The 26,863-nt window shown below is 39.0% G+C and carries 20 protein-coding genes; 7 read left to right on the forward strand and 13 right to left on the reverse strand.

Annotation, left to right across the window (positions count from 1 at the left end):
• Positions 1-91: 91 nt before the first annotated feature.
• The 3 genes from BUE22_RS15755 to BUE22_RS15765 are packed head-to-tail and all read right to left on the reverse strand — an operon-like array spanning position 92 to position 1,911.
• Positions 92-724 carry a conjugal transfer protein TraD gene (locus BUE22_RS15755; protein ID WP_073396293.1) on the reverse strand — a complete coding sequence of 211 codons (633 nt, stop codon included), beginning with the start codon at positions 722-724 and terminating at the stop codon, positions 92-94.
• 3 nt (positions 725-727) lie between these two features.
• Entirely contained in the window at positions 728-1,132 is a 405-nt protein-coding gene (locus BUE22_RS15760) for a DUF3408 domain-containing protein (protein WP_073396295.1), read from the reverse strand.
• A gap of 11 nt (positions 1,133-1,143) precedes the next feature.
• The gene (locus tag BUE22_RS15765; RefSeq protein WP_073396297.1) at positions 1,144-1,911 is read right to left on the reverse strand and encodes a ParA family protein; all 768 of its coding nucleotides are present in this window, start codon (positions 1,909-1,911) and stop codon (positions 1,144-1,146) included.
• A 690-nt stretch (positions 1,912-2,601) separates the two neighbouring features.
• Between BUE22_RS15765 and mobA the strand changes: the two genes are divergently transcribed.
• The 5 genes from mobA to BUE22_RS15790 all read left to right on the forward strand — a co-directional run bounded on the left by mobA (position 2,602) and on the right by BUE22_RS15790 (position 8,311).
• Positions 2,602-3,039 (forward strand): conjugal transfer protein MobA, encoded by a 438-nt coding sequence (gene mobA, locus BUE22_RS15770; RefSeq protein ID WP_073396299.1) that lies wholly within the window; start codon positions 2,602-2,604, stop codon positions 3,037-3,039.
• A gap of 2 nt (positions 3,040-3,041) precedes the next feature.
• The gene (mobB, locus tag BUE22_RS15775; protein WP_073396301.1) at positions 3,042-4,325 is read left to right on the forward strand and encodes a conjugal transfer protein MobB; all 1,284 of its coding nucleotides are present in this window, start codon (positions 3,042-3,044) and stop codon (positions 4,323-4,325) included.
• A gap of 109 nt (positions 4,326-4,434) precedes the next feature.
• A complete protein-coding gene (gene mobC, locus BUE22_RS15780) occupies positions 4,435-6,453 on the forward strand; it encodes a conjugal transfer protein MobC (protein WP_073396303.1) in 2,019 nt (672 codons plus the stop codon).
• A gap of 183 nt (positions 6,454-6,636) precedes the next feature.
• Positions 6,637-7,671: a hypothetical protein gene (locus tag BUE22_RS15785; RefSeq protein WP_073396305.1), complete on the forward strand. Its 1,035-nt coding sequence runs from the start codon at positions 6,637-6,639 to the stop codon at positions 7,669-7,671.
• Between the two features lie 316 nt (positions 7,672-7,987).
• Positions 7,988-8,311, forward strand: a complete 324-nt coding sequence (locus tag BUE22_RS15790; RefSeq protein ID WP_073396307.1) for a hypothetical protein — start codon at positions 7,988-7,990, stop codon at positions 8,309-8,311.
• Positions 8,312-8,341: 30 nt separating this feature from the next.
• On the opposite strand, the gene BUE22_RS15795 is transcribed toward BUE22_RS15790, so the two are convergent.
• Entirely contained in the window at positions 8,342-13,726 is a 5,385-nt protein-coding gene (locus tag BUE22_RS15795; protein WP_073396309.1) for an N-6 DNA methylase, read from the reverse strand.
• Positions 13,713-14,150, reverse strand: a complete 438-nt coding sequence (locus BUE22_RS15800) for a DUF1896 domain-containing protein (protein ID WP_073396311.1) — start codon at positions 14,148-14,150, stop codon at positions 13,713-13,715. The genes BUE22_RS15795 and BUE22_RS15800 overlap by 14 nt, the downstream gene beginning before the upstream one ends.
• Before the next feature lie 230 nt (positions 14,151-14,380).
• On the opposite strand from BUE22_RS15800, the gene BUE22_RS15805 reads away from it, so the two are divergent.
• Positions 14,381-16,060, forward strand: a complete 1,680-nt coding sequence (locus tag BUE22_RS15805) for a PIN-like domain-containing protein (RefSeq protein WP_073396313.1) — start codon at positions 14,381-14,383, stop codon at positions 16,058-16,060.
• Between the two features lie 33 nt (positions 16,061-16,093).
• On the opposite strand, the gene BUE22_RS15810 is transcribed toward BUE22_RS15805, so the two are convergent.
• The 7 genes from BUE22_RS15810 to BUE22_RS15840 form a co-directional block, all read right to left on the reverse strand.
• Positions 16,094-16,972 (reverse strand): ORF6N domain-containing protein, encoded by an 879-nt coding sequence (locus tag BUE22_RS15810; protein ID WP_073396315.1) that lies wholly within the window; start codon positions 16,970-16,972, stop codon positions 16,094-16,096.
• Positions 16,972-19,056, reverse strand: coding sequence for a type IA DNA topoisomerase (locus tag BUE22_RS15815; protein WP_073396317.1), 2,085 nt, complete (start codon positions 19,054-19,056; stop codon positions 16,972-16,974). Before BUE22_RS15815 ends, BUE22_RS15810 begins: the two co-directional genes overlap by 1 nt.
• Positions 19,057-19,061: 5 nt before the next feature.
• On the reverse strand, positions 19,062-20,507 hold the full coding sequence (locus BUE22_RS15820; RefSeq protein ID WP_073396320.1) for a DUF3945 domain-containing protein: 1,446 nt from the start codon (positions 20,505-20,507) through the stop codon (positions 19,062-19,064).
• Between the two features lie 76 nt (positions 20,508-20,583).
• Entirely contained in the window at positions 20,584-20,895 is a 312-nt protein-coding gene (locus BUE22_RS15825; RefSeq protein WP_073396322.1) for a helix-turn-helix domain-containing protein, read from the reverse strand.
• A gap of 240 nt (positions 20,896-21,135) precedes the next feature.
• On the reverse strand, positions 21,136-21,978 hold the full coding sequence (locus BUE22_RS15830; protein WP_073396324.1) for an RteC domain-containing protein: 843 nt from the start codon (positions 21,976-21,978) through the stop codon (positions 21,136-21,138).
• Positions 21,979-22,142: 164 nt separating this feature from the next.
• Positions 22,143-22,994: a helix-turn-helix domain-containing protein gene (locus BUE22_RS15835; protein WP_159438480.1), complete on the reverse strand. Its 852-nt coding sequence runs from the start codon at positions 22,992-22,994 to the stop codon at positions 22,143-22,145.
• Between the two features lie 321 nt (positions 22,995-23,315).
• Entirely contained in the window at positions 23,316-24,023 is a 708-nt protein-coding gene (locus BUE22_RS15840; RefSeq protein ID WP_073396328.1) for a hypothetical protein, read from the reverse strand.
• Between the two features lie 349 nt (positions 24,024-24,372).
• On the opposite strand from BUE22_RS15840, the gene BUE22_RS15845 reads away from it, so the two are divergent.
• Positions 24,373-26,052 carry a helix-turn-helix transcriptional regulator gene (locus BUE22_RS15845; RefSeq protein ID WP_073396330.1) on the forward strand — a complete coding sequence of 560 codons (1,680 nt, stop codon included), beginning with the start codon at positions 24,373-24,375 and terminating at the stop codon, positions 26,050-26,052.
• Between the two features lie 25 nt (positions 26,053-26,077).
• Here BUE22_RS15845 and BUE22_RS15850 read toward each other — a convergent pair whose 3' ends face one another.
• A complete protein-coding gene (locus BUE22_RS15850; protein WP_073396332.1) occupies positions 26,078-26,788 on the reverse strand; it encodes a Cthe_2314 family HEPN domain-containing protein in 711 nt (236 codons plus the stop codon).
• Positions 26,789-26,863 lie beyond the last annotated feature (75 nt).

Raw genomic sequence — 26,863 nt, forward strand, 5'->3', positions numbered from 1 at the left:
GATGAGCTAAATGCTTGATTGTAAATTAGGAATAGTCTGCTTTAGCTGCAGAGAGAACATCGTTCATAAAAAAAGTTTGTGTGATATTTTATCACACAAACTCCCCAATATCAAAATCCCCCAAATCATTTTTCCGCAAAGTGGAAGAGCCCGAATCAGTTTCAGAGAGACTGCTGTCCAACAGCATGGCTATTTTTCTTGAAGCACCCTCAATGGAATTTTCCAGCAGGCTGAATAATTCAGTACCCTGTAATTTTTGAACTATCGCTATGGCCGTTTCTTTTTGGGCTTGCACCAAATTTTCTTTTTGGAGTAACGCCCCTACGGAGCTTAGTTCATCATAGGTAACCCCTTGGGCAAGACTGTCATCATCTGCGGATATTCCGTACCTGTTCCATTCTTCCTCCTCCTGTTCAAAATCAGGCACATTACTGAAAACTTCGTCCAGCTCTTCCTGCGGAATTTGAACACCTACGTTTTCATTTTCGTCGTATTCAATGTCTAAATTATCGGGATTGATCTCTGTTTCCTCAATTTGTCTTTCATTGGCACTGTTTGGAAGTGAAAGGCTCCTTACAGGCTTGGGCTGCCCCATAATGTCGGGCAGGTCTGGATTAACTTTCTCCTGTTTCGGAGGTTGCTCAGATCTTTTTTTGATGATAATCTTGTCGTGCAAAAGCAGGACAATGACTATCAGCAGGCATATCACAATTACATTTTCCATAGCTTATAAAATGGGTTTAAAACGTTCGTTGAAATAATCAGTAATATCATCCCCAAACTCCTTAAAGTGATGTTCAAGAATGTTGTCAATATAGGAGTACAGTGTTGTCTTTTCTTCCCTGGTTAATTGCACAATGCGGATTAACCTTTCGTGGTATTCGGGACGTATGTAAACAACCTTTCCGTTACGGCCTGAAGGAAACCGATTGACCAGAAATACCACCTCATAATCCAACTTCTTTGAAGAAGCAGTGCGGACTTTGTCTTTTGGTTTTGGTTCCTTCTGTATTTCCTTTTGCTGACTAGCTTCGGGTACAGTAGAAGACTTATTACCACTCATGATGTTCATGATTAACTCTTCATCAACATCAGGTTTATCAAAGTCTTTTCTTCTTTTATCTATGGACATCCTTATGTGTTTTAGAGATTAACAATTTTTAAAAACTCCTCGACAAACAAATCTATTCTGGTTGCTTTCATAAGCTGTGGTTCGGCAGGTAGCAAACTTGACCGAAATACACTGTTGAGTGTATCATCCGTTTCTTTCCTAAAACGTTTACTATCCATTATTTTTGAGCTCATTACAGATAAATCAAGCTCGTTGATAACACTTTGATAAGCCTCGTATATTCCTGTCTTCTCCCGACCATCTACCTGATTCCAAAACATCCACATTTTTTGATCCTTATTACTCTCATCTGTTTCGGGTAAGCCAAGGAATGCTTTAGTAAAGCTCAACGTACTTTCCATAACCAGACGGTCAGCACTGATTGGAGAAAAAATAAAATCCATTGTTCTTAAGGTAGTAAGCACACCTTTTGTATTGGCTGTACCAGGAAGGTCAAAAAAAATTATATCAGGCTCTATTGCAGATTCATTTACATATTCCAAAGCCTTTGACAAGGCATCCTCCGCTTTACAACTGATAATGGGATATGCCTTTTTATTGATACTTTGATACAACTTCATTGCAGCTCTTTTATGGTAGTTATTCTGCATAATCGTTTTCAAATCTCTTTCTCTCATATTGGCTAAACTGTGTTGTGGAAAATCACAATCCATTACAAGAACATTAAATCCTAAACGATAATGCAATACACTTGAAAGTAGTGCAGTCATAGTAGATTTTCCAACACCGCCCTTAGGCGTTGAAAAACTGATTTTTAAGGTTTTCATTTTTCTTTCCATTTTTTAAATATTTATTGTTATACATTTTATTTGTTTGGCAGGTTTGAATATTGGTGTATTTGAATAGTACCTGTTTTCCGTATGCCTGTATTCCCTTTTTGAAAATTTCCTTGATTGTTGTTTGCTTTCCTTACAGCTTGGTGAGTAATAATTTTTAGCAAATGGTAAACGTTGCAAATGGCAAATTGCTTTACCATTTTTATGCTTTTACATTTTTACGCTTTTAAAACCTTATGCTTTTATTCCAAAATATCTGTATCCAAATACTCCTTTCTTATTTACGGGTACACATTTTTTATAACCTGCATTAAAACAATAAAGCAAATAAAGCGATTGAATTAGCTCCTTATTGATGTGCGGTAGTGCTTGGCAATCAAAGGCAGAGTTTGTCTGGTGATTACATTACAAGATTCTTACAGCCAGATCTTTACTTTGTGAAATGATATTTATTAACAGATTTATGCGAAGCATTTCGACAGAATGGAAACTAAGCAGAACGGCATCGAGCCGTTTTTCCCTGTTACATTTAATCCGTCCCGAAGGGCGGATTTTTGTGTTCATCAGAACACGGCAAGTTGTGTTTTGAGGCACCCTAAACCGGGTTAGTGCCTCAAAACAACTTGCCCTGCTGGGGGCTGAAAAACACCTTCCGAAGTCAGGGTTTTGTGTAAGGATTAAAATGGACAAATTATGGAAGAAAACAATAACAACAAACGCAGTAAGGGCGGTCGCACTCCAAAAGACGACCCCAGCATTCACCGCCATGTATTTCGCCTGACGGACGTGGAAAATGCCAAACTAGTATCGCTTTTTGAAGCATCGGGAATGCCCAATAAAGCAAAATTTATCATTTCAATGCTGTTCAGCAAGGAGATGAAATCGGTTAAAATCGATAAGGGAACAGTTGATTTTTATATGCGGTTGACTTCGTTTCATAGTCAATTTCGCTCGGTAGGCGTGAATTATAACCAGATTGTAAAGCTGTTGTATCGTCATTTTTCCGAGAAAAAAGCAGCTGCTTTTCTATATAAATTGGAAAAACAGACTGCTGAAATGGCGGTACTATGTCAAAAAATCATTCAGATAACCGAAGAATTTGAAGCAAAATATCTGAAAAAACAGCCTTAGAAATGATAGCAAAAATAGGAAGAAGCGGAAATTTATACGGAGCATTAGCGTACAATCAGCTTAAAGTGGAGAATGAAAACGGGCAGATTTTGTTTGCCAATAAGATGATTGAAACCGCAAACGGTCGGTATTCTGTTGCACAATTAGCCCAATCTTTTGCACCTTATCTCATTGCCAACCGCAATACGGAGAAACATACGTTGCATATATCGCTCAATCCTGATCCGAAAGATAAGGTAAGTGACGACTGGTATATGGAGATGGCAGAAGCATATATGCAGGAGTTGGGTTACGGACAGCAGCCTTATGTGGTGTTCAAACATACTGATATTGACCGCAGCCATATTCATATTGTATCGGTTTGCGTGAACGAAGAAGGCAAAAAAATCTCTGACAAGTTTGAAAAAATGCGGTCGATGAATATTTGCCGTGAACTCGAAAGGAAATACGATTTGATACCTGCAACAGATAAGGAACACAAACAGAACAACAAAGTTTTTCGCCCTGTTGATTACAAAGCTGGCGATGTGAAAAGCCAAATATCTTCGGTAATTCGCCATTTGCCAAACTATTACAAATATCAAACTTTAGGAGAATTTAATGCCTTGCTTGCTCTTTTTAATGTTACCGCCGAAAAAGTGCAGGGCGAAGTGCAGGGAAAAATGCAGCAGGGTTTATTGTATTTCCCTTTAAATGAAAAAGGCGAAAGAGCAGGACATCCGTTCAAGGCTTCTTTATTCGGAAAGAATGCTGGGCTGCCTTCTTTGGAATTGCACTACGAGAAAAGCAAAGAAACTTTAAAAGACCACCCGGCAAAGCCAACTATTACAGCTGCCGTTAACATTGCCCTAAAATCAACTAGTGATGAGATGGCTTTTAAAAAACATTTAGGCGACCAGGGAATTAACGTAGTAGTACGCAGAAATGATACAGGACGTGTTTACGGAATCACCTTTATAGACCATAATTCTAAAACAGTATGGAACGGTTCACGACTCGGAAAAGACCTTTCAGCCAATACCTTTAATGATTACTGGAACAACGACATTAAACCGGAAATTAGGGGGCCGGTTGAACTACAATCGAAAATATCCTCATTAAATAATGCGGATTTTCCTGCAGAGGAACCCCATCATTTGTTCGACTTCCTGAATACTACTGAAAAACACGAAGACGGTTTGATTGAAGCTTTAGGCGGCTTATTGCCAGAAGCCAACGGCGATGATTATCAGGAACAGGATTTTGCCAACAGAATGAAGAAGAAAAGAAAAAGGCCAAAAAGGTAGTAAGTAGCATTCAGCCAAATTATGTCGACACACTGCCATTGACTACCATATTCCTATAGCCGAGCTGCACAGCCTTTAAATTCACGCCCGAACATTAAAAATTAAAATAATGCAGGGAGAAGATGATTTAAGAGGACTTGCCAAAATTATGGCTTTTATGCGGGCAGTAAGTATTCTTTTGGTACTGATGCACCTTTATTGGTTTTGCTATGGTTATTTTATAGATCGCGGCTGGACTTTAGAGTTAATCAACAAAATATTAGGCAACTTTCAGCGAACCGCCGGATTGTTTTCGCATACTTTATATACCAAAGTATTTTCCGTGGTATTATTGGCACTAAGCTGTTTGGGGTCAAAGGGAGTTAAACACCAGAAGATGACCTGGACCAAAATTTATACTGCTTTGGCGATCGGGTTTGTATTTTTTTTCCTGAATACACCTTTATTAAAGCTATCAGTAACTACCTCCACAATTCTTTATATCCTTACCACTGGTTTAGGATATATTGCTTTAATGGTAGCCGGAGTTTGGATCAGCCGATTGCTTCGTAACAATCTCATGGACGATGTTTTCAACAACGAGAACGAAAGTTTTATGCAGGAAACTACATTGATGGAAAACGAATATTCTGTCAATCTTCCCACGAAGTTTTATTACAAAGGAAAATGGAACAATGGCTGGATTAATATAGTCAATCCTTTTCGTGCAACGATTGTCTTAGGTACGCCCGGTTCGGGAAAATCTTATGCAATCGTAAACAATTACATCAAACAGCAGATTGAGAAAGGGTTTAGTATGTACATATACGATTTTAAATTTGATGATCTTTCTACAATTGCCTACAATCATTTATTGAAGCATAGGGACAAGTATAAAGTACAGCCCAAATTCTACGTGATAAACTTTGACGACCCGCGCAAGAGCCACCGTTGCAATCCCCTTAATCCAGATTTCATGACAGATATCTCGGATGCTTACGAGGCTGCTTACACCATAATGCTAAACCTCAACAGGTCGTGGATCCAAAAGCAAGGCGATTTCTTCGTCGAGAGCCCGATTATCCTTTTGGCAGCCATAATATGGTATCTGAAAATCTATGACGACGGTAAGTATTGTACTTTTCCACATGCTATAGAACTCTTGAATAAAAAATATTCAGACGTGTTTACGATTTTAACCTCATATCCCGATTTGGAAAACTATTTGTCGCCTTTCATGGATGCATGGCAGGGAGGCGCACAAGACCAATTACAGGGACAGATAGCATCTGCAAAAATTCCTCTCTCAAGAATGATTTCGCCACAACTGTATTGGGTTATGACAGGCGATGATTTTTCCTTGGACATCAACAATCCGGCAGCGCCTAAGATACTATGCGTAGGTAATAACCCTGACCGCCAAAATATCTATTCTGCCGCACTGGGATTGTACAATTCACGTATTGTAAAACTCATTAACAAAAAGGGGCAATTGAAGAGTTCGGTTATTATAGACGAGCTGCCCACTATCTACTTTAGAGGATTGGACAACCTTATTGCAACCGCCAGAAGTAATAAGGTAGCTGTTTGTTTGGGTTTTCAGGATTATTCTCAGCTGACAAGGGATTATGGCGACAAAGAGAGCAAGGTAATCCAGAACACCGTTGGGAATATTTTTAGTGGTCAAGTTGTGGGAGAAACTGCAAAAAGCCTTTCGGAGCGTTTCGGGAAAGTATTACAGAAAAGACAGAGTATGAGTATCAACCGAAATGACACATCTACCTCAATATCTACTCAGTTGGACAGCCTAATACCAGCTTCGAAAATCTCAACATTGACGCAAGGTTTTTTTGTTGGTTCTGTATCGGACAATTTTGATGAACGTATCGAGCAGAAAATCTTCCATGCTGAAATTGTCGTGGATAATGAAAAGGTCGCTTCCGAAACTAAAAGGTACCAAAAAATACCTGAAATCTTATCTTTTATTGACGAAAACGGTAAAGATAATATGAAACATTCAATCGAAGGCAATTACAGACAGATTAAAGCGGATATTGTACTGGTTATCGAAACTGAATTGGAACGTATAAAGAATGATCCCAATTTAAAGCACTTAGCACCAAAGGATAACCCTAAAGGGGATAAATAAAACTAATATATTAGTAGTTTTTAATCCAGAAGGCATTTGCTGGCTAAATTTCAACAATACATTTAGGTAAAGGAACATTATTTTCTTTAACTTCGTTCGCGGTCGCCTTTATAGCTCTGTTTCTTTTCGTCGCGTCGAAATTTTAGTAGCGAAACATTATCTGACATTTTTTAAAACGATTTAATGAATAATCAACATTTATCAAATATTAAATTAGAAATTGGTCAATCTATTGCTGGGCAAACTAAAATTTATCTTGACACTAATTACTGGCTTAAAATTACAGACTGCAAAACAGAGAAAGATGCATTTTTATGTAATCTCCTTATTGAACTTGTAGAAACTAAAAAAGTAATCTTACCGATTAGTGAAATCACTTTTTGGGAGATTTTAAAGCAAAGTGATTTAAAGTCATTAAAGCGCTCAGCATTAATAATCGACAAATTATCGCAAGGAATTTCAATTGCTTGCGAAAAAGACCGTCAAAGATTAGAATTTCTCCATTTTGTAAAAGCTAATTCAGGGAAGCCACTATACAATTTAAACGAAATTGTTTGGAGTAAAATTTCCATAGTAATACTGTTGCCTATTTTTCTAAAATATGATCCAGATACACTTAAACCAGGATTTATTAATTTTCTTAGTGACATTTCTTTTGAAAATATTTTAACTCAACTTCAAGCAAGCTCTAATTTAAAGCCATTTTACTATAAAGATGATATAGACGCATTAAATCAGGGAAAAGAAAAACACAAAGATGAAAATAAAAACTTTCATGAAATGTACTTATCTGAATTAGGGGGCTATTTACAAGAGTTTGAACAGGATTTAAATAGTTATTTTGAAGAATTCTATTTTGACGAAACAGGAAACAAAGTTTCAGATCAAGAGCGTCAGGATGTAAATTACAAAAGCTGGAAAAATATGATTTATAATTTATCGAAGTTAAAAAAACTCATTGATAAACTTCCCTCCTATAGAATATTTCCAGAAATGAACGCCGTTGCTAGATGGAATACTAATCGTAAATATAAGGATGGAAATGATACATTCGATTTTTTACACGTTTCAGCAGCTTTACCTTACTTCGACTATTTTTTTACAGAACGAGAATTAAGAACTATGATTAAGCAAAGGAAATTAGATGAAATTTATAATTGCACAGTTTTAAGTAATATCGATGAAATTCTTGAAATTCTAAATCAAAACGCCACATAATCGTCGCTAAAACGAGATTCCTAATTTCAGGTTACCGGAAATTCTATTTTCATGAAGAAAGTTCTATCTTGGCAGAGACAATGCAGTCCGTTATATCAACATCCCAAGCGTTAGGTGAAACTTAATTAGAGAGTTTTTTAAACATAATCCTTAAACTATAAAAAAGAATAATTTGCTACAAATAAACAATGTAGGCAATCAAACAGAAATGGTAGATTAATTAATATCCTTATATATTTTCAAGTTTTTGAAAATATATAAAGATATTAACTCCCCCGACAGTTTCACTCCAGAGCAATCTTAATACTAAATAAATATGATAGAAATAAATGACTTTTTAGAAAATAACTTATCAGCTATTAAAAATATCATTGCGGAATTTGAAATCGAAATAGAATTTAGTTCACATGATTTTATCGAAAAATTTACGGACAAATATGAATCAGACTATATCAAAATGCTTGTCAAGTATCAAGAATCTGGTCACTCATTTAAAACTGTTCATAATCAGATAGCTTTATTTTTAAGTGCAAAAAAGGAATCATTAGGAATTTATAAAACTCAAAGAAAAGGAAGTGAAAATGTTAAAGGAAAAATTGACATTATACAATGGTGGATAAGATCAAAACCTATCACATAAAACTTTAAACCTAAACATGAATCGGTCTTATCAAGTCGCCTTTAAGGGCACAGCAGATCTTTCCTGTGTTTTAGCATCGGTTTTAATCTCCTGTTCTAGTTTTTCAACTACGTGCTCATTATTTTCGGGAGCAATAGATAATTGTATCTTCCTGTCAATTGCTGCTAATTCGGTTTTCAATTCGCTCAATCGGCTTTCCTTTGACCATGTTGCGTTTATCACTTCCTGAAGAACAGGCAGGTCTTTTTGTATTTCAGTAATCTTCTTTTTTTCCTGTTCAAGGTAGCCTGGTAATTTTTCCAGTGCATTAAGAAAGTTCATAATTGCCAGTTTTTCATCTTTGGCTATGATACCATTATTGTAAGTATATTTAATATTACCCTCACCTTGTATCAAAAATCGGTTTACACGTATATCCACGTCCTCTTTTTCAGATATTTCTGTTTTGACCAAAAGCGTAAATCCGTACAGTGTACCGATTTCTTCATACTGACCTCCGGTACGGGATTTCTCTGCAAGCTCGTTGAGCTTTGCACCGATTTGTCTGATATCAGCATTGGACGGTAAACTGTCCAGTCTCAAAGGATTTTCTATCGTACCATCCGAAGATTTTTGTATGCGTTGCTGTAAGTTTTCCCAATCAAGGCTCATCCGGTTAAAACGGGACTCAGTACTCTCAAGCAATTCCGTGAAATCCTTCAGCTTGTATTTGGCACTGAACTTAGAACGGTTAAACGTCTGCTTTTCGCTTTCCAACCCTCCAATCTGTTTTTCCAGTTTGGCTTTATCCAAAAGGTCGGTATTTCCCGAAAGAATGGCCACGTATTCCGAAAAGTTCATTCCCGATTTTTCGTCCATACTGCCTTCGTCAATAGTCCGTTTGCCCAGATTGTTGTTTTTTAACTGGTCTATAAATAGCTGTTTATTGTATAGCAGGTTAAATTTATAGCTGTCCAATGATTTCTCTACTGCATAGATAATGACATCCACTTTATTATCTGCAAAGAACTTAGCAATCTCATTGCCTTTTCGCACTGCACGACCATCCCTTTGGGCAAGGTCGCTTGGTCGCCACGGCGTATCCAGATGGTGAACGGCGACAGCTCTTTTCTGTGCGTTGACACCTGTTCCGAGCATGCTTGTTGAACCGAATAGCACACGGATTTTTCCCTCATTCATACCCTTGATAAGCTCCTTGCGCTGCTTATCGGTCTTGGCTTCCTGTATAAAATGGACTTCGTGTGCGGGTAAACCGTGGTCTTCCACGAGCTTGCGTTTAATTTCGGAATACACATTCCATTCGCCCGGCTTGTAAGTTCCAAGATCGGAGAAAATGAACTGCGTTCCTTTCTGTGCATTGTATTGGTTGTAATACTTGGCAATGTTTGCCGCGCAGTGCGAAGCCTTGTTGTCTGGGTGGTCATCATATCTGCCACTTACCATACGCATATCAAGCGACATCTTACGGGCGTAGTCCGTAGCGATGAGCATCTTTGCTTTTTCTTCGCTTTGCGACAACGGCGGTCTTCCCAGCAACTCGCCATTTCCTGTTTTTGCAAAATCCATCAATTTTTGAATAAATACAGATTGGTCTGGAGTAGGTGGAATATTATACAAAATCTCGTTCTTATTGGGGCGGTCAATACCTATATCTTTTGCAGTACGGTAATCCGTGATTTCTGAATAGAATTGGGCAAGCTCCGGCACTTTGATAAAGTAGCGGAAACGCTCTTTTGCTACAATATTATTAGCAACCGAAAATTCATAATCGGTCGTTTTTCTAGCATAAATAGCCGCCCAGGCATCAAAGGAGTGAATGCCTTGTTTTTCCATTGCTCTTGGTCTAAGATATTTGAATAACAGATATAATTCCGTCAAAGAATTGCTGATAGTTGTTCCCGAAAGGAAAGTTGCTCCCATATCCGCATTTATGCGTTCCTGAATGGTACGGATAGCAAAAAGCAGGTTCATCGCTTTTAGGCTTCCGTCAACATTGCCCAATCCCGCAACTCTTGAATGTCTTGTGTTGAACATCAAGTTTTTGAATTGGTGGCTTTCGTCCACAAACAAATGGTCAATGCCCATCATCTTAAAATCCACAATATCATCTTTGCGATTATCAATATCGTGCTGCAGAGTTTTCAATTTTACTTCGAGATTTTCTTTCCTTTTAATAACTCCGGCAAGCATTCCTCTGGTAACTTCCTTGCCCTGAGATTGCAGTGCATCGAGGTTACGCTCAACGCTGTCTAATTCGATTTGGAGAATTTCCTTTTGTATTTCAGGTGACTGTGGTATCATCCCGAACTGATCGTGTGTGAGGATTACGCAATCCCAATCGTTATTTTTTATATCCCCGAAAATTCGCAGGCGTTTTTGGGGAGTAAAATCTTCTTTCCCCGGAAAAAGGATTTTAGCGTGTGGATAAGCAGTGCGATAGGCTTCGGCAATTTCGTGAACGTTGCTTTTCAGCCCGATAATCATAGGCTTATTGGCTAATCCCAAACGCTTCATTTCCTGTGCAGCCGTACACATTACGAGCGTTTTTCCTGCACCCACTTCGTGGTCGCATATCGCACCGTTGTTGAGCTTTATCATCCAAACGGTGTCCTTTTGGCTCGAATACAAATCTTCGATACCCAATGCTTTGCGGTCAAATCCTGGAAAATCCTGATGGCTTCCGTCATAGTTAGGTCGAACGAAACAGTTAAACGTATCGTTATATTGGTCGGTAAGCCTGTTTTTAAACTCATCGTTTTGGGCGTGCAGCCAATCGATAAAGGCGGTACGGATTTCATCAATCTTGGTGTTGGCCATTTGTATGGCTTCCATATCCCGTATCTTGACCTCCTGATCGCCAACCATAACTTTTTTGGTAATGTCCGGTGTGGTATTGACAAGGGCGTGTTTGAGCAGGGCAATACCATCAAAGGTGCGGCTTTCAGCTTTGACAGCATATTTTTCCCATATGTGTAAATTCCCCTGTTGGCACTTTACAGAAAAGTCATCGGAGCTTTCCGAGTAATTTATATGTACATCTGCATCAAAAAGATGTGAAGCAAATCGGGCATAAAGGCCTGTGGGTATCCACCGTTCGCCCAAATTAAAATCGAGTTCCTCAAATTCGATACGTCTTGGTCGGGCTTCTTCCAAGACGGTAAGGCTAGCTTTGGCTTGGCTGTCTTCTGGATTGTTTTCGAGGTAGGCTTTGACCTCCTGGGCTTTTTCAACTACGTTACCTGCAATCCAGCGTTCGGATATTTCATATTCCTTTTCCAGAGGATTGTAGTAAATACGACCGTGTAATGCATCTTTCAATGCATCGTCCGTCATATTGCTGATTTCAGACATATAGTTCAAAGCCACCCTTCCGTATTTGTTGAGCGAAGCCGCCAGCGCTTCTTCAGGATTGTCCGTTGCTATTGTTAAGGTGGAGAAGCTTACAGGACGACTGAATATATCGGCTTTGTGTACAACGCCGCCAACTACCCGTTCCAAATAGGGGATTTCCTTACCCGAGCTATCCGTTTTGATAAGCTTGATATTATCGGCACTATTAAGGCTGCCGTACCTTTTGACAAAGGCATCATAAAGGAGGTTAAGATTTTCTCTTTCTTCTTTTTGTTCAGTCTGAAACGTTGCCTCTTTATTGTAAAGTTGTTGGTAAACATCACGTAACCCGACATAAGCTTCGGCTCTTGCTTTCTGTAAGGCCGACAGCTGCAAAGGGTGGAAAATAGCCACGCCGTTTGATATATCTACATCTTGCAGATGACCCATCCAGCCATTATCCGCAACAAGGCAGTCATTACGATAGAAGGATTGCAGTTCACCACTGTATGGAGCAGGTTCGGAAATAACTGGCGTATCAGCAAGGCTATTCCTGCTGTTACCAGAAAACAGGTTGCCGATAGCTTCCTGTTTTTTATCTTCGGCTGCGTTATTTGAACTCGTAAGTGAAGGCGTATACGGTTGCTGCATCGCACTGAACAGGTCGGTTTGCCGACCTATTGCAGGGTTCTTTTTTTTAGTGCTTAGCTTTTTAACTTTGGGCTTTCCTTTGGGCTCAACAGTTAACATTACAGGTTCATCCACATTTTCAAAAAGGTCAAAAATGCTTAACTGCTTTAATTTCTGCGGGCTTTCCCCATTGGTTACAGGGGTTGGAACAGATAGCGGTTTTTGTAGACTTTTCACAGGTTCGACAACTGCAGGTATAGCCGCTGTTTGAGTCGGGATTTTTGCTGTAGGTTCTGCGTTACTTTCGCCTTTATACAAACCAAAATTCAGGTGCATTCGAAAATCTTCGGAAAGCATTTGTTTGAGGTCTTTGGCAATTCCGTCAACGCCCTCTTTATGGGTATAGACAAGTGCAGGCTGTCCGTAAGGGTCGGTATCTAATTTACGGTCCGTATGTACGATCCTTGTGCTGTCCTGAAAGAGCGCATTGCCCGGCGTATTATATTCCGTTTGCCTGCTTTGGCAAAATAGATCCTCCCTTTGGGTCAGACTTTGTTTTGCTTTGTTCTTTTGCAGGATAATCAAATCACTTCCAACTGCTGTTCCAGCGTATTCCGTAAACAGGTTATTGGGCAGGCGAACAACCGAAATCAAATTATTATCCTGCATGAGCGCCCTGCGTATCGGCTCATTGTTCGGGCTGTTAAGAATGCCCTGCGATGTAATGTAAGCCAAGAGACCGCCATCACGGAGCATATCTGAACCTTTCAGGAAAAAGTAATTGTGAAGACTTCGTGCTGCCTGTACTTTTGCATTGTCCTTGCTTCGGGAATAGGAAAGATCGAAAACGGAAGTGTCGCCAAAAGGTATGTTACTCGCTACTACATCATAGCTGTTTTGTTCCTTTTCGGGAATTTCCTCAAAACCGGTAATACGGATATTGCTTTGGGGATAAAGCTGTTTTAAAATTTTTCCTGTCAGCAAATCCTTTTCATAAGCAGTGACATTTGATTTTTGGTTTTCCGAAAAAGATTGTATGAATGAGCCTATACCGGCGGCGGGTTCAAGGAATTTATCAATGTTCAGGCCGTTTTCACGCAAGGTTGCGGAAATGGCATCTATAACCTTTGGCGGTGTATAAAAAGCCGTCAGAACGGAGCTTTTCATACTATCCACATACCTGCGGTATTGCTTTTCGTCTTCTGAATTTTCTTTGAGTAGTTGGTGTAGTTTTTGCGTCAATGGAAAAAGGTCGTGTTCGGCTTTCCTCCAATTATTGATGTCAATTTCATTCACTATGGGGTTCAACACGAATTTAAGACCGCCAAATCCGCTGTATTGCATCATTAGCAGCCTTTCTCCTACACTGGCTTGTCGTTTCTCCTTGTCCAGTTTAAAAGCAGTCCGCAGGGCATCAATATTCTGTTGGAGATGCTGCTTTTTATTGAAGCCCATTTTCCTGTATCCATATTGCGATGGTTCCGGTTATTTCGGTATAGAGCAGTTCAAACTCATAACTGTAAGCGAAGTCATCATTTAGCTGGTAGCTGGAGAAAACTGTCCCGCAGGCAGGAAACATTTTTAAAGCAAACGGCCGTAGTTCCTGGTCTGCCATCAGGGTGTCAAACTCATTGCACACGACTTGAAAAACTGTATCGAATTTGGAGAAATACAAGCCTTCAAAAAGTATGAAATTGGCTATTTCGCTGCATTGATCAATAGTATTTCCCGACATGAACGCACCCTCATAGGCATTCGCTGCCCAGGTGGAACGCTGTTCAATATATTTATGGTCATTTGCCTTTTCGGGAAAGCTGGCGTTTAGTAATTCCTGCAGTCGTAACCTGAAATATGATAAGTCTTTTTGCTGTGTATCCATGCTGTGTTTTGTTTAGATTTTTGATAAAAGCATAAAATTACAGCAGCTTATAAACAGACTATAAAATAGGTTAGAGTTTGGCTTTGAGAGGCTGGAATTGGCATACGCTTTCAGTGCTGCTTTTTATTAATGAGCATTGTTGAATCAAACAAAGTACTGTGAGATTATAATTAGTATTTTTGGTACACCAACCAGGATGGAGTAGTAATTTTCAAATCATTGGAAAGCATATGGACGAAGAAAAAATAAAATTATACCAAATAGACAAAGAGAAAGAAGTAAGATTGTGGGAAACAGCCGTATTTGTCTTTGATTCATCTGCACTGCTGGATTTCTATTACCTGCCTACAAAGACCAGAGAAAATATCTATTCTGAAACTTTTACCCATCTTGAAAAGAGGCTTTGGATTCCTGCTCATGTTGAATACGAATTTTTAAAGAACAGGGAGAAAATAATACCTAAACCTATTTCTGAGAGATATAAGGACCTGAAAGATGAGATATGCAAGGTCAAGCCCTCGTTTACCAAAGAAATACAAAAACGTGTCGATGATATTTCCCGACAGACCTTAAAAGATGATAAACATCCCCATATTGAGCAAACCCATATTGTAGAAATAAAAGCCCAAATTGAATCTTTTGAAAAAGAACTAAAAAAATTTGAAGACAATATCCTGCTTCAAATTAAAGATGCCGAGCAAGAGATATTGAATGTCAGACTGGACGATGATGTATTGAAAGCCATTAAATTACACTTTTCTGTTGGAAAAGAATACTCATACGAAAAAATTATAGAAATTTCCGTAGAAGGGAAACACCGCTACGAGTTCAAAATACCTCCTGGTTATGGAGATCATTTTAAAGGAGAAAAAAAAGGAACGCAGATTTTTGGCGATCTGATCATCTGGAAACAGATTCTTGAGTATTCTAAGGAAAATGGTACTCCTATTATCTTTATCACTAACGATATAAAAAAAGATGAGGACTGGTGCTATCTGGATAAAAAAAATGGTGAAGACAGAATATTAGCTCCAAGGGAAGAATTAATCAAAGAAATTTATGACTTTTCCAAAACTGAGTTCTGGATGTATAACCTACCGCAGTTCCTGTTTCACGCCAAGGAGTATCTGAAATCAAATATTCCGGAACAGACAATACAATACATTTCCCAATATGTAAACACAAAAAGTGTAAAGGGCAATTATCTAAAGTTTAAGTGCGACAATTGCGGGAAGATCCATAGCTATCATAAATCTGAGTTTGACCTGGATTTCGAAATCATTGAAACTACCCAAAGGAGTATGGGAGCTGAAAACCATTATCAGGCATTAGAGTCTTTTGAATGTGAATGCGGAAATGAAATCAGTGCGTCGTTTGAACTTTGGGAATATCCTGTAGGTGCCCATAATAATGACTCAGTTGAAATAGAAGGCGGAGAGTTAATTGAAACCTTTTATTTCACTATTGATTTTTTTGAAGATGACTATCATGAAGACTTTGTTTCGTGTGAGGAATGTGACGGCAATAAAGATGGAGTAGGAAACTATGTGCACAACTGGGGCAAACATGAAATAGAGAATGAATTCCCGCATAATCATGTTAACGGAAAATATTCTACGGTTATCTCCGGAAGCTGTGATTGGTGCAGCACCCTGCACATCCGCTGTCCTAAGTGTCACTCTGTGAATAGTTTTCCGGAGTCCAGCTCAAATGAAAAAAAAGAATGTGAAGGCGGATGCGGATTATTTTTCAAACGCGAGGCTGAATATTCTTCTGATGGCTTTTCAGAGTACACATTAAAATTGATAGATGACAGGCTAGCTGCCTGCGGATCTTGTGGTAACGAATTTGTAGATGTGGAAGGAAATTCAATATGCGAAAACTGTGAAGAGGACTATAACGATAAGTAACCCCCTTATATTGGAGAGGGTCTTATCACATAGTTATAGGTTGAGGTTTTGCAGCATCCTGCCCACTTCGATGTCCATTCTGGAAAACGCAAACCATTTTTTGCCCAGATCTTTCAGAGATGCTCCGATATGATACAGCTCTGTGCTGTCAATTATCATAAATCTATCGTGGGCATTGGGGAAAATCTCAATTTCAATGTTAGGATATTGGGCGTTGTACCTTTGTGCATCAAGACGCAGTTGCGTGCTGATATTATTGGTGTATATAGCAGCCGTCACATTATCGTGGCGTTTTCCCAATAAGGTCAGCACCGTATCGTCTGCGTAATTATCCAAAAGGATAATGGAACTTTTCGCACTTCGGACAATATCGCAAACAAATGCATATGCATCAAATATCTGGCCATCGTAGAAAATTCCCTTGTCGCTGTGAATTTTGTCGCTTTCAAGCGCCTTGAAGATTTCTTCAAATTTCTGGTCAGCTTCTGATTGTTTAAGCTCAATTTGATCCAGGCGGTGAAAAAGGGTTGCATTGCTGATCATGATTCTTCGCATTTCTACAAAAGCTTCCATAATTTCGACACTGACCCTGACGGCTATATCGGAACGCAGTATTGCAGAAGCCATTGCAACACCCTGCTCTGTAAAAACATGGGGCAGATAACGTCTTCCCCCGTAATTCAAACTTGAGGTTCCAAATTGGAACCTCAAGTTTTCGAAATCTGCTGAGGTGAGCTGGAAACAAAAAGAGGCAGGAAACCTTTCGATATTTCTTTTTACAGCTTTGTTCAGGTTCTTTGTTTCCACTTGGTACAAGGAAGCGAGGTCGCTATCGAGCATCACTTGCTTTCCGTTTATGGAATAAATCAGATTTCTGATTTCCATTGTGCTATCGGCTGGCTTATTTTCCATTACTTTTTATAGTTTTTATTTTTTTCAAACTCAAAGGAAGTTTCAGCATTATCATTAAGCACGATGTAAGCATCAAATATCTTCCCGCCCTTGCTTTTCATCGATTTGATAAGCGAAGTTTTTCCCTTGCTGACAAGGCTTTCAATATCGCCTATGCTGATTTGTACGCCGCAGACATTACGGAACTGTACCCAATTGCAAGCATCGTCAGGACATTTCACAATTTTATCACGAATAAGTAAATCCTGGGCTTTACATTTAGGACATACCAATTTTGGAAGATTGTTTTGGGCAATGGAAGTTTGCAGCAATTCATTGGTTATAGATGAGGCGTAATTTTCCATTTCCTTTTGAAATTCTTCCGCATCCGCACCATTGTTTTCGATTTTCTGCAAAGCCAATTCCCACTGGGCAGTCATCGCCACATCTGCTATTTTTTGGTCTTTGACTAATCCATAAACCTGTAATCCCTTTTCTGTAGGGAATAAAGATTTCTTTTCCCTTTGGATATAATTTCGTGTAAAAAGGGTTTCGATTATAGCAGCTCTTGTTGCAGGTGTACCAATACCAATATTTTGCAAAGCCTTTCGTTCATGGTCGTTTCTGATTTCCTTTCCTGCACTTTCCATAGCTGATAAAAGTCCCGCTTCGGTGTAAAGTACAGGCGGTTTGGTTTTCTTTTCCAGAGCGGAAGCTTCTTTTATTTTGAGTTCATCATTCTTATTTAGTTCGGGTAGATCCTGCAAGACTTCCGTATCATCATAAGAGAAATTACCTTTAATGGATCGCCATCCGGCCTCTAAAATCTTACAGCCTTTTGCTGTAAAATCATAATGCAAAACTTGTAAATCTACATCGGTTATCTCTTTGATACAGGGTTGTGAAAGTGCTTCGAGCAAACGCAAGGCTATCATATCATAAACAGCATTTTCTTTAGCTGATAGTGCAGACGGGATTTTGTCTGTAATCAATAATCCGTGATGGTCGGTAACACGTAAATCATTCACGATACGTTTATTAAAACGTCCCCATTTCATTTTTGAAATAGCCGGCTTGCAGCTTTCCTTGTCTTGTAAAGCTCTCGCAAGATTGGGTATTTCTGCCCACATATCTTCAGGAATGTATTTGCTTCCAGTTCGTGGATAGGATATAATCTTTTTTTCATAAAGGCTTTGGGCAATAGTCAGGGTTTCTTCAGCAGAAAGATTTAGCTTTTTGTTTGCTTCTTTTTGCAAGCCTGTAAGGTCAAAAAGCAAAGGAGGTTGCTCGGTAACGCTTCTGGTTTCAAGTGATATAATCGTGGCAGTTCCAATTCGCTGAATGGCTTTCAGTGCATCAGCAGCAAGTTTTCGGTCTTCCCATTTGATTTTTGAGATACTTTTAAAATCAACGAGTTCTTTGTTATGTGATAACTCTATCTGCCAATAATTTTTTACCGGGAAACTCTTGTTTTCCAAATAGCGTCTGCATATTAAAGCCAAGGTAGGTGTCTGCACTCTTCCGAGTGAGTAAACCCCGTTGGCCGCCACAATGGAGAGAGCTTGCGTAGCATTGATTCCCACTAGCCAGTCGGCGCGGCTTCTGCCTTGTGCGGCCTGATATAATCCGTCAAATACTGCCCCGTGTTTGAGATTATCAAAACCTTGTTTAATGGCTTTTTCGGTAAGGGAGCTGATCCAAAGCCTTTCAAAGGGTTTGTTGCATTTCAGGTATTCATAAATGTATCTGAAAATGAGTTCCCCCTCACGTCCTGCGTCGGTGGCTACGATAATGCTATTGCTGTTGTTAAAGAGCTGTTCAATGATTTTTAGTTGCTTTAATGCGACTTTATCGACAGAGTAGCCTTTATCTTTTTTGACCTTTCGGACAGTAAGTAAAAAAGGGTTTGGGAGTATCGGCAGTGATGCTTTGTCAAATCCCGAGATTCCGTAATCTTCTGGCATTGCCAATCCTATTAAATGGCCTAGTGCCCAGGTAACAAAATAGCCGTTACCTGTCAGGTAGCCGTCCTTTTTCTCGGATGCGCCCAACAAGCCTGCTATTTCCCTTGCTACGCTTGGTTTTTCTGCAATTATAGTTTTCATAGATCTTACATTTTACGTCCTTTCGATTTGGCAGGTGCTTCCTGTTCTTCCTGTTGCTTTCTGTTGTTGGGATTTGCTTGGCCGGACTCCAGGGGCTCTTTGATATTCTTGGTTGCCTCATTGGTTTTGCCTTCTGAATTGACTGCGGTTTGGGTCTTATGTGCTTCAGTAGGTTTGGCCTGTTCTTTAACTTTGTCCGGATTTTGGAAAGAGAAATCCGTTTTATTGGTTTGCTTGTTGAAAGTGATATAACCGTTATATTCCTTTCCCTTCTTATCGACCAAGCCACTAACATATACCGTCTGGCCATCTTTAAACTTTTCGTATTGCGCTTTATCCAGCTCTTTGTCCCTAAAAGTTTTCGGAACTTCTTGCGATTGGTTTTGCTGGGTGTCCTGTGCTTGTTTGTTAAAGTTGTTCCTGTCGAACTGGAACTCTACAAAACGCTTGTCGGCATTGAATTGTACAGTCGCATCGAACTGAGTTCCTTTCTTGGAGATCATACCTTCTAAATAAAGCGGCTTGCCCTCTATTAAGGTTTGCTTCTGCTCCTCATTAAGTTTTACACCTTTGAGCTCGTCAGGGATTTTGATAAACTCAGTACGTAATGCCACCAGTTCATTGGTGAGTCTGTCCACACTGATAATGGAGGGAATGGTCTCGTTTGGATTTTTTGAATTGACCAGATTCACTACACGCCCCATATTACCTGTTTCAAGCAGGTTGTTCTTATCTGCCTGGCTGAAGCTATGCCCAAAAAATTCAAAGTTCAGGTTGGGCTCTTTGCGAATTCCATGAATGGCAACTACGACCTGCCCATCGTCATTCGATTGTAATGATAATCGGGCATCCATTCTTGTAACTGCTGTTCCAAGGTTTAGGCTTACAGGTACAAGCTCATTTGTTTTGTAACCTTTTAGCAGCGGATCAAGCAGGTTCATTTTTTCAAGTTTCTCTTTACTTAATCCCAAGTTGTTCATGGTTTCCCAATCAATCTGTTCCGGTTTGTACTTATATTCATTTTTATCCGGTGTGCTCTGCGTTGATTCCATAGTATTTGTATTTTCTTGTTTATATTTATTTTCTGGTTCTGTCTTCACTTCGTGCTGCTTCATTAGCTTATCACCTTCAGGGGTTGGTTGATCTACATGCTTCTGCATTTCTTTTACAAGATTAACAGTCAATGGTACAGGAATTTTGAAGAAGGAAAAATTGGTAGGGTTCTTAAGCTGGCTGAAAAAATTGGAAAAGAAGTTGGAAAATAAATCCCCTTGCTTATCTACCCGCATGAACTGGTTCTGGTTTTTCTTTGTAGGTTCAACAGTTTCAAGTTTTCCATTTTCGTCAATGCCCTTTACAGCCATGATTTTCATTTTCTCTTTATCCAGCACCAATAATATCTCTGATAGTTGTTCGGGAGATTGCGTTTTTTCTAAAATTTGTTCACTCATAGTATAAATATTTTAAATTCAATCCCGAAAGTAGAACAGGTCTTTACTTCATGGTGTTAAATGGCACCAACTGGCGTTATTTGTCATTTGCTGGCTTTTTTTGAGGTACAGGAGCGGTAAAACTTTCCCTGACGAACTGATGTATATCTGAGAGTTTATAGTAAATTTTCCCGCTGATTGTATAATAAGGCAGTCGTCCTAACGAGCGGTATCTTTGCAACGATCTTGCACTTATCTTGAGCATCTGCAAAATATCCTGGTTGTCCAGCAGTTCCTCACCATCTACAGCAGTATGCTGGTTGGTTCTGCCTATCAATTCCATTAGGATGTCTAATCGTTCCATTATGCGTTCCATCCATGCCGTAAATTCTATTCTGTCCAGATTCATAACCAAAATTTTAAGTTGAGTACAGCAAAATTGGTACATGGAAATTATTTCATCCGCCAAGGTGTGCCAATGGGCAGGACAATATTTATTGATTGAAATACAACTATAGGCATTAAATAAGTTCCTGGCAAAGTGGTTTATCAGAGTAATTTTTACCGATAATCTGATTTGCCAATGGGCACGTATGGGTACAAAAAAAGCAGTGTTTTCACCACTGCCTAAAGTAAGGGGGATTATATATTACAGACCCTTATCCATGTACTGCTCCAGTGAGAGCTTAAGGTGGTCCAGAAATGAGGTTCTTGTACCAGCTCTGTCCTTCATCCTGTGGAAGGAATGATGAATATCTCCAAGTGGTACACGGAAGAGTATTTGGAAAACTAACGTTATTTTACGAATTCCTATCTTACCATGCGATATTACACCCGAAGCATAAAGGGCATAAATAAGTTCTATGAGTGCATTTTTTGAGTCCGTCCAGAAAATATCTTTGTTTGATTCAGAATTTTGTAGAAACGAGCCTGAAGATTCTTCAACATTTATCTTTGTTAAAAGGTAGTTGTAAATAAGTTCATTTGCCAAAATCCTGGCTAGTTTAGAATCATAGTAAGTAGAGAAGCGTTGGTCTAATTCAAAAACGTAGCTGTTTAGTCCGTCCCTGTAATTGATGTTTCCACGCAGGAAATATTCTTCATCACGATCACTTCTTCCTGACTTATAGTAGCGGTAAAAATGCGAACCGCAGATATGTTTTTCAAAGTCAATCTTTAGCTCCTGAAGCTGCCTCATATAAAATTTCTGATACATCTTGCCATCCTTCACAGGGCAAAGTGTTTCGATCCTAAATACCTTGTTGTAGTAAATCAGCTGCCCTAAAATCTGAGGTTTTATATCACGGAAGAATTCTATTTCCTCCGCAATGTCTCTAAAGCCTTTTTTTAAGATATAGTCCTGTGTGGTCTGGAGAAGATCTTCTAAGTAAAGCGTCATCTGATAGGCCTCATCAATTAAATTTGCAGTTTGCTGCGAAACCTGATCTTCCTTGGTACGGATTTGCGCAATGATTGTATTGAGTGATTGCATAGCACTTTGATTTTATGCACTATCTTTTACAAAAAACTTCTGACTTTTTTAAATATGCTGTCTAATGACGGGTATGTGATGTAGATTTTAGTTGGAATATTGGACAAGCAAAACCATCTTGTAAAAGATATTACGGATTAAGATTTACAATTACTGTAAACGTATTAATTGAAATATAGGGTTAAGCGATATCGGGTGGGTGATAGTGTAGTATGCCTTTTAAAAAAGCCACTGAAGGACTGGGAATTGCTAAAGTTGAGCTCTTCAGCTATTTCGGTAATGGAAAGATTGCTGTCTGCCAACAATAGGTACGCTTCTGATATTATGGCCATCTCTATAAAATGTTTGGCAGATTTTCCTATGACGACACGAACGACTTTCCGGAGGTGGCCCTCAGTGACAAACAAAGCGTCTGCATAGAACTTTACATCATGATGTTCTTTACAATGGTTTTCGACAAGGGTAATAAAGCCAATGACAATTTTTTCGCTTCGGCCATGCACCACTGCAATATTTCCTCCGTATTTCTGAGAAAGGTCGCAATATTCACAGAGAATCAGGTTAACGCACAACACAACTATTTCTGCCTGAAAAATAGAAGGCTGCCTGGAAGCCTTTTTCTTCAGCAGTCCAAACAGCCTTACTATATCTTTTAATTCAGATTCCGTAAGTGAAATTACAAAAGGTGATCTATTGGTCAATGTTTTCATAAAGGCATTTCCAAATCTTGTCACCCTGTTTTGAGTTGCAAAATCCATAGTACAGGAGATCAGGCAGATTTGCAGTGGAGCCGCCACTGCCCAAACTTTAGCGCTAACGGGGATGGTATAAAGGGCACTTGCCGGGAGAAAGATAGTGGATGAACTATCTTTAAAGGTAATTGTGCCCGATACTATAACAATCAGAGAAAACCACTCCGGATTTAAATGTATCTTTAATGCCTTGATTGATTTAAAATCTTCAAGGTAGAGCACTTTTAAATCCTTCTGCCATAGCCTGTGTTGTTGATTTTCCAATATAATCAGTATTTGGTTTGACAAAATTGCAAGCACACCATACTTGTCTTTGATCCGCTCGTCAGTTTTTTTTATGAAACCACGCGCAGAGAACGGTAAACACATATAATATGTTCAAAAGCGTAATAATTAGAAAAGGATAGGTAAAATCCCGAGGATCGGAAGACTTCAAGATTCCGTCTGACTGATAGCCAACTATTTCGTCGTAGCTCATTAGCTCAATAACGTAATAAAGGCTGCCCAAATTAACACACAGCAGCAAAAGGCCAAGAACAATGGCGATCTGACGCTCATAGCGGATCAGTCTATGATCTATACACCTCATTGCGAAACATTTTCATTTTGGCACAAACCAACCGTTACACCCATTTTAAGTCCCAGCGCCAGGCATTCTTCTGCACCTAGAACTGTTGCGGCAATACTCGTAACTGAGGTCTCCCAATCTTTATCTTTCCTTTTTTTCCTGCTTGCAGAATATCTGACAACCGAGGTGGTAGTCAGAATTATGCGTTTGTCTTCGCTGGTGAATTCTGAACTGTCAAGAACAAACGCCTCATAAGAGACGATCGATGTGCGGATATCTTCGTACGGAGAATCCGCAGATAATAACAGTGAGCTTACAAATGTCGAAAAGCTGTCCCTTGCACTGGCTTCCAAACTTGATGCTGTGAATACCTGTTCAAGAGGATCTTCACAACTGACAAGCAAATTGATTTCATCTAGCCTGGCAGCTAATGATGAATTGCCGCCTAGAGTTACCAGTTCGGGGTAAAGGGACGAAATTGAATCGACGGCATTTGCGACATCCGCAGCGGACTGAGGATTAAAATCCATACCATCAAGACTCTCCAAAATTTCATTGTGGATGCTCCCGGCTAGATCGAAAGGATTTGCCGGATTTGCCGGTCCAATTGTTGTTGTTTTTGCGCTTGTTTTTAAGTGTGATGTTGTTGCTTCGCTTGCAGATTCTGATGTACAGGCAACAGCGAGCAGCGGCAGGAATGCCAGCCAGACTTTTAAATTTTTCATGTTTGCGTCGTGTTAAATGTGACTGATTACTTTTTTTCTTCAGTTCATTTTTCACCCGGGGAAAGCTGAACGATTTGTGGATCACATCCAGATTCTATGCTTTGAATTCAGAAGCAAAACTATTGGGATTAATCATGCTCTGCAAATGTTATTCTGCACATTTGCAGATTATTGACTAGCAATTTTCAGAAAATGTACACATCTTATTTTGTGGAGTTCTTGTAGGTTTTATCTGTTTTTAAACTATCTTTGATCTATTCACAACCATTGAGCTCACCCCAAGATCTTGTTCTGATACTTTCGTATTAAAATGGGTTTCAAGTCAATGGAAACACCTTAAACCCAGCCTATGATATTGAGATTTTCACTTCTCATATCTCTGTGCTTTATTCAGTGTATTAAAGCACAAGAGCATATCCAGCAACTGCCTGATTCTTTGAAAGGCACAGATTTTGACTATCTATTCGATCGTATAGAAAATCATGGCATCAGTAATGAGCAAAGGGCGATATACATGCGTGCATTTTTGATAAAAGCCAGATCCGAGAAAAACTGGGAAGAATTATCTAATGCCTACAAGAATTACGTTCACTACGCGCCGATTAAAGAGAAACTCATTTATGCCGACAGTATGGTCGTGGCGGCTAAAAGATCTGATCGCAATGATATTATCGGTTCGGCATACCTATCTAAAGGCATTGCCTTCTATGGACAAAAACGCCTTTCGGAGGCTATGGATATTTATTTGATCGCCGACAAATACATTGAAAAAACAGATGACAAGTACCTTATATACAAGACAAAATATCATATTGGGCAAATAAAGCTATACTTGGGCTACTACGATGAGGCAGTCGCCATTTTTCAGGAATGCATTGGGTACTTTCAGGAAGCTGATGTTAGGGCATACCTTAACTCGCTGCATTCACTGGCTGTATGCTATAAAATGGTTGGCAATCACGGACTTTGTACAACGATTAATCAAAAAGGAATAGAGGAAGGAAGCAAAATTGGAAACACTGAAATGGAATCCTACTTCATACTTTCTGAGGGGGTAAATCAAAGCATGATTCATAACTATGCTCTGGGAATTGAAAAAATGCAATCTTCACTCGCTGGCATCCGCGCAAACAAAGATTTCTCAAATGAAATGGTAGGCTACTTTTATATCGGTAAAAGCTATTGGGGCCTCAATGAAAGGGAAAAGGCACTTCCGTATTTTGAGAAAGTTGACCAAATATATTTAAAGCGGGATTTTATGCGTCCCGACCTTAGGGAAGCATATGAGCTTATGATCACTTACTACAAAGACAAAAATATGCTGGGAAAGCAGCTGTTCTATGTAGAGAAGTTACTGGAAGTAGACAAGAAATTACACCGTACCTATACGTACCTTCAGGGTAAGGTTCGTAAGGAATATGATACCAAGCAGCTGGTAGCAGAACAGAACCGGCTTAAAGGTTCTCTAAATGCGCGACAATATAATGATAGTATATATCTGACTATAATTGTGGTGATGTTTCTGCTTTTGACCCAGTGGATATTATGCTATTTTAAAAGACGAAAGGATGCTAGGAATAAATATGAAGAACTACTTCAGAAAATTGAACAGATGCATAGGGCCAAGATTCCTTCTGGGGAAGATGCAGATCTTCCAATGAGCAAAGACGCCGAAGCAGCGGTACTCAATAATTTGAATAAATTTGAAAATAGCCGGAAATTTCTGGAAAAAGATCTAAACCTTACCAAGCTGGCAGGGTATTTTAAAACGAACACAAGGTATTTATCCCAGATCATTTACAAGCATAGAAAGAAGAAATTCCCTGAATACATCAATCAGCTCAAGGTAGAATATATTGCAGAACGAATTAGAAATGAAAAAGTACTACAAAACTACACCCATGATGCTTTGGCAGAAGAGGCTGGGTTTAGCTCCACCCGAAGGTTTGTTAAAGCTTTTCTTGCTTCTACGGAAATAACGCCAAAGTATTTTATCGAGGAATTAAAAAAGGAAGATAATAGCGAATAATTTTGAAATGGCTGTTTTGTTATCATTACAATTTTCCTTTATTCGAATTATACTCTTGATATAATATGTCTAACATCTCCAAAATCTTCTCAAAGCACGCATCATTAGTTTCTCTAAATTGCAATTTTATCTTATCGGTATACTTTATTAATGCCTGAGATCGTACATATTTCAATTTTTTCACTTCTTCGGGCGGGTTCCTTGCGATAAATCGCTCGGTCAGAATTGGATGGTACAATGCCTGCAGCCTATACACCTCCTTATTGATGAAAGAATGTCTGTGAACAACTGAATTCCTGTCGTTGTGATATTGACTAAGAATTTGTCGAAGCTCCGTATATAAAGTTTCCAGAGTTGAGTCTTTAATTTGGGCGTGGCCTATAACTCTTTTATAATTGACCTTGCTTTCATCGACTTTTAAATAATATACCATATTGATCAATTGAAGCAATCGGTCGGTTACAGATATAACCCTTATCATATAATTTTCGACATTGTATGTCAGATGATCTCCTCTGCTTATTTTATTTTTTTGATTATAGCCGAAATTGCTTAAAAGTCCCACCGCATTATCCAGCTGGGATAGAAGTGATAAAAAGTGGACAAAATAAAATTGGGTATTATTTACGTAATATTCCAATTCGGTATAATTCTCTTTGTCGATATCCTTCGGGGTTAGGTCATCTCCAATTTCCAATGTAAAAGTATGGTTGTAAATCTTATCTAAACTGTTCATTTATCATTTATTTAGGATAGCTGCATGACGTTAGGCAAAAGTTTTGGTTTTAACTTTTGCTGAATGAAGACGAAT

The organism is Flavobacterium pectinovorum, assembly GCF_900142715.1.
GTDB lineage: Bacteria > Bacteroidota > Bacteroidia > Flavobacteriales > Flavobacteriaceae > Flavobacterium > Flavobacterium pectinovorum.

What these genes read in the sequence shown, in the direction of transcription:
- BUE22_RS15755 (WP_073396293.1), bottom strand. Translation starts at nt 724, where the DNA reads ATGGAAAATGTAATTGTGATATGCCTGCTGATAGTCATTGTCCTGCTT.
- BUE22_RS15760 (WP_073396295.1), bottom strand. Translation starts at nt 1,132, where the DNA reads ATGTCCATAGATAAAAGAAGAAAAGACTTTGATAAACCTGATGTTGAT.
- BUE22_RS15765 (WP_073396297.1), bottom strand. Translation starts at nt 1,911, where the DNA reads ATGGAAAGAAAAATGAAAACCTTAAAAATCAGTTTTTCAACGCCTAAG.
- mobA (WP_073396299.1), top strand. Translation starts at nt 2,602, where the DNA reads ATGGAAGAAAACAATAACAACAAACGCAGTAAGGGCGGTCGCACTCCA.
- mobB (WP_073396301.1), top strand. Translation starts at nt 3,042, where the DNA reads ATGATAGCAAAAATAGGAAGAAGCGGAAATTTATACGGAGCATTAGCG.
- mobC (WP_073396303.1), top strand. Translation starts at nt 4,435, where the DNA reads ATGCAGGGAGAAGATGATTTAAGAGGACTTGCCAAAATTATGGCTTTT.
- BUE22_RS15785 (WP_073396305.1), top strand. Translation starts at nt 6,637, where the DNA reads ATGAATAATCAACATTTATCAAATATTAAATTAGAAATTGGTCAATCT.
- BUE22_RS15790 (WP_073396307.1), top strand. Translation starts at nt 7,988, where the DNA reads ATGATAGAAATAAATGACTTTTTAGAAAATAACTTATCAGCTATTAAA.
- BUE22_RS15795 (WP_073396309.1), bottom strand. Translation starts at nt 13,726, where the DNA reads ATGGGCTTCAATAAAAAGCAGCATCTCCAACAGAATATTGATGCCCTG.
- BUE22_RS15800 (WP_073396311.1), bottom strand. Translation starts at nt 14,150, where the DNA reads ATGGATACACAGCAAAAAGACTTATCATATTTCAGGTTACGACTGCAG.
- BUE22_RS15805 (WP_073396313.1), top strand. Translation starts at nt 14,381, where the DNA reads ATGGACGAAGAAAAAATAAAATTATACCAAATAGACAAAGAGAAAGAA.
- BUE22_RS15810 (WP_073396315.1), bottom strand. Translation starts at nt 16,972, where the DNA reads ATGGAAAATAAGCCAGCCGATAGCACAATGGAAATCAGAAATCTGATT.
- BUE22_RS15815 (WP_073396317.1), bottom strand. Translation starts at nt 19,056, where the DNA reads ATGAAAACTATAATTGCAGAAAAACCAAGCGTAGCAAGGGAAATAGCA.
- BUE22_RS15820 (WP_073396320.1), bottom strand. Translation starts at nt 20,507, where the DNA reads ATGAGTGAACAAATTTTAGAAAAAACGCAATCTCCCGAACAACTATCA.
- BUE22_RS15825 (WP_073396322.1), bottom strand. Translation starts at nt 20,895, where the DNA reads ATGAATCTGGACAGAATAGAATTTACGGCATGGATGGAACGCATAATG.
- BUE22_RS15830 (WP_073396324.1), bottom strand. Translation starts at nt 21,978, where the DNA reads ATGCAATCACTCAATACAATCATTGCGCAAATCCGTACCAAGGAAGAT.
- BUE22_RS15840 (WP_073396328.1), bottom strand. Translation starts at nt 24,023, where the DNA reads ATGAAAAATTTAAAAGTCTGGCTGGCATTCCTGCCGCTGCTCGCTGTT.
- BUE22_RS15845 (WP_073396330.1), top strand. Translation starts at nt 24,373, where the DNA reads ATGATATTGAGATTTTCACTTCTCATATCTCTGTGCTTTATTCAGTGT.
- BUE22_RS15850 (WP_073396332.1), bottom strand. Translation starts at nt 26,788, where the DNA reads ATGAACAGTTTAGATAAGATTTACAACCATACTTTTACATTGGAAATT.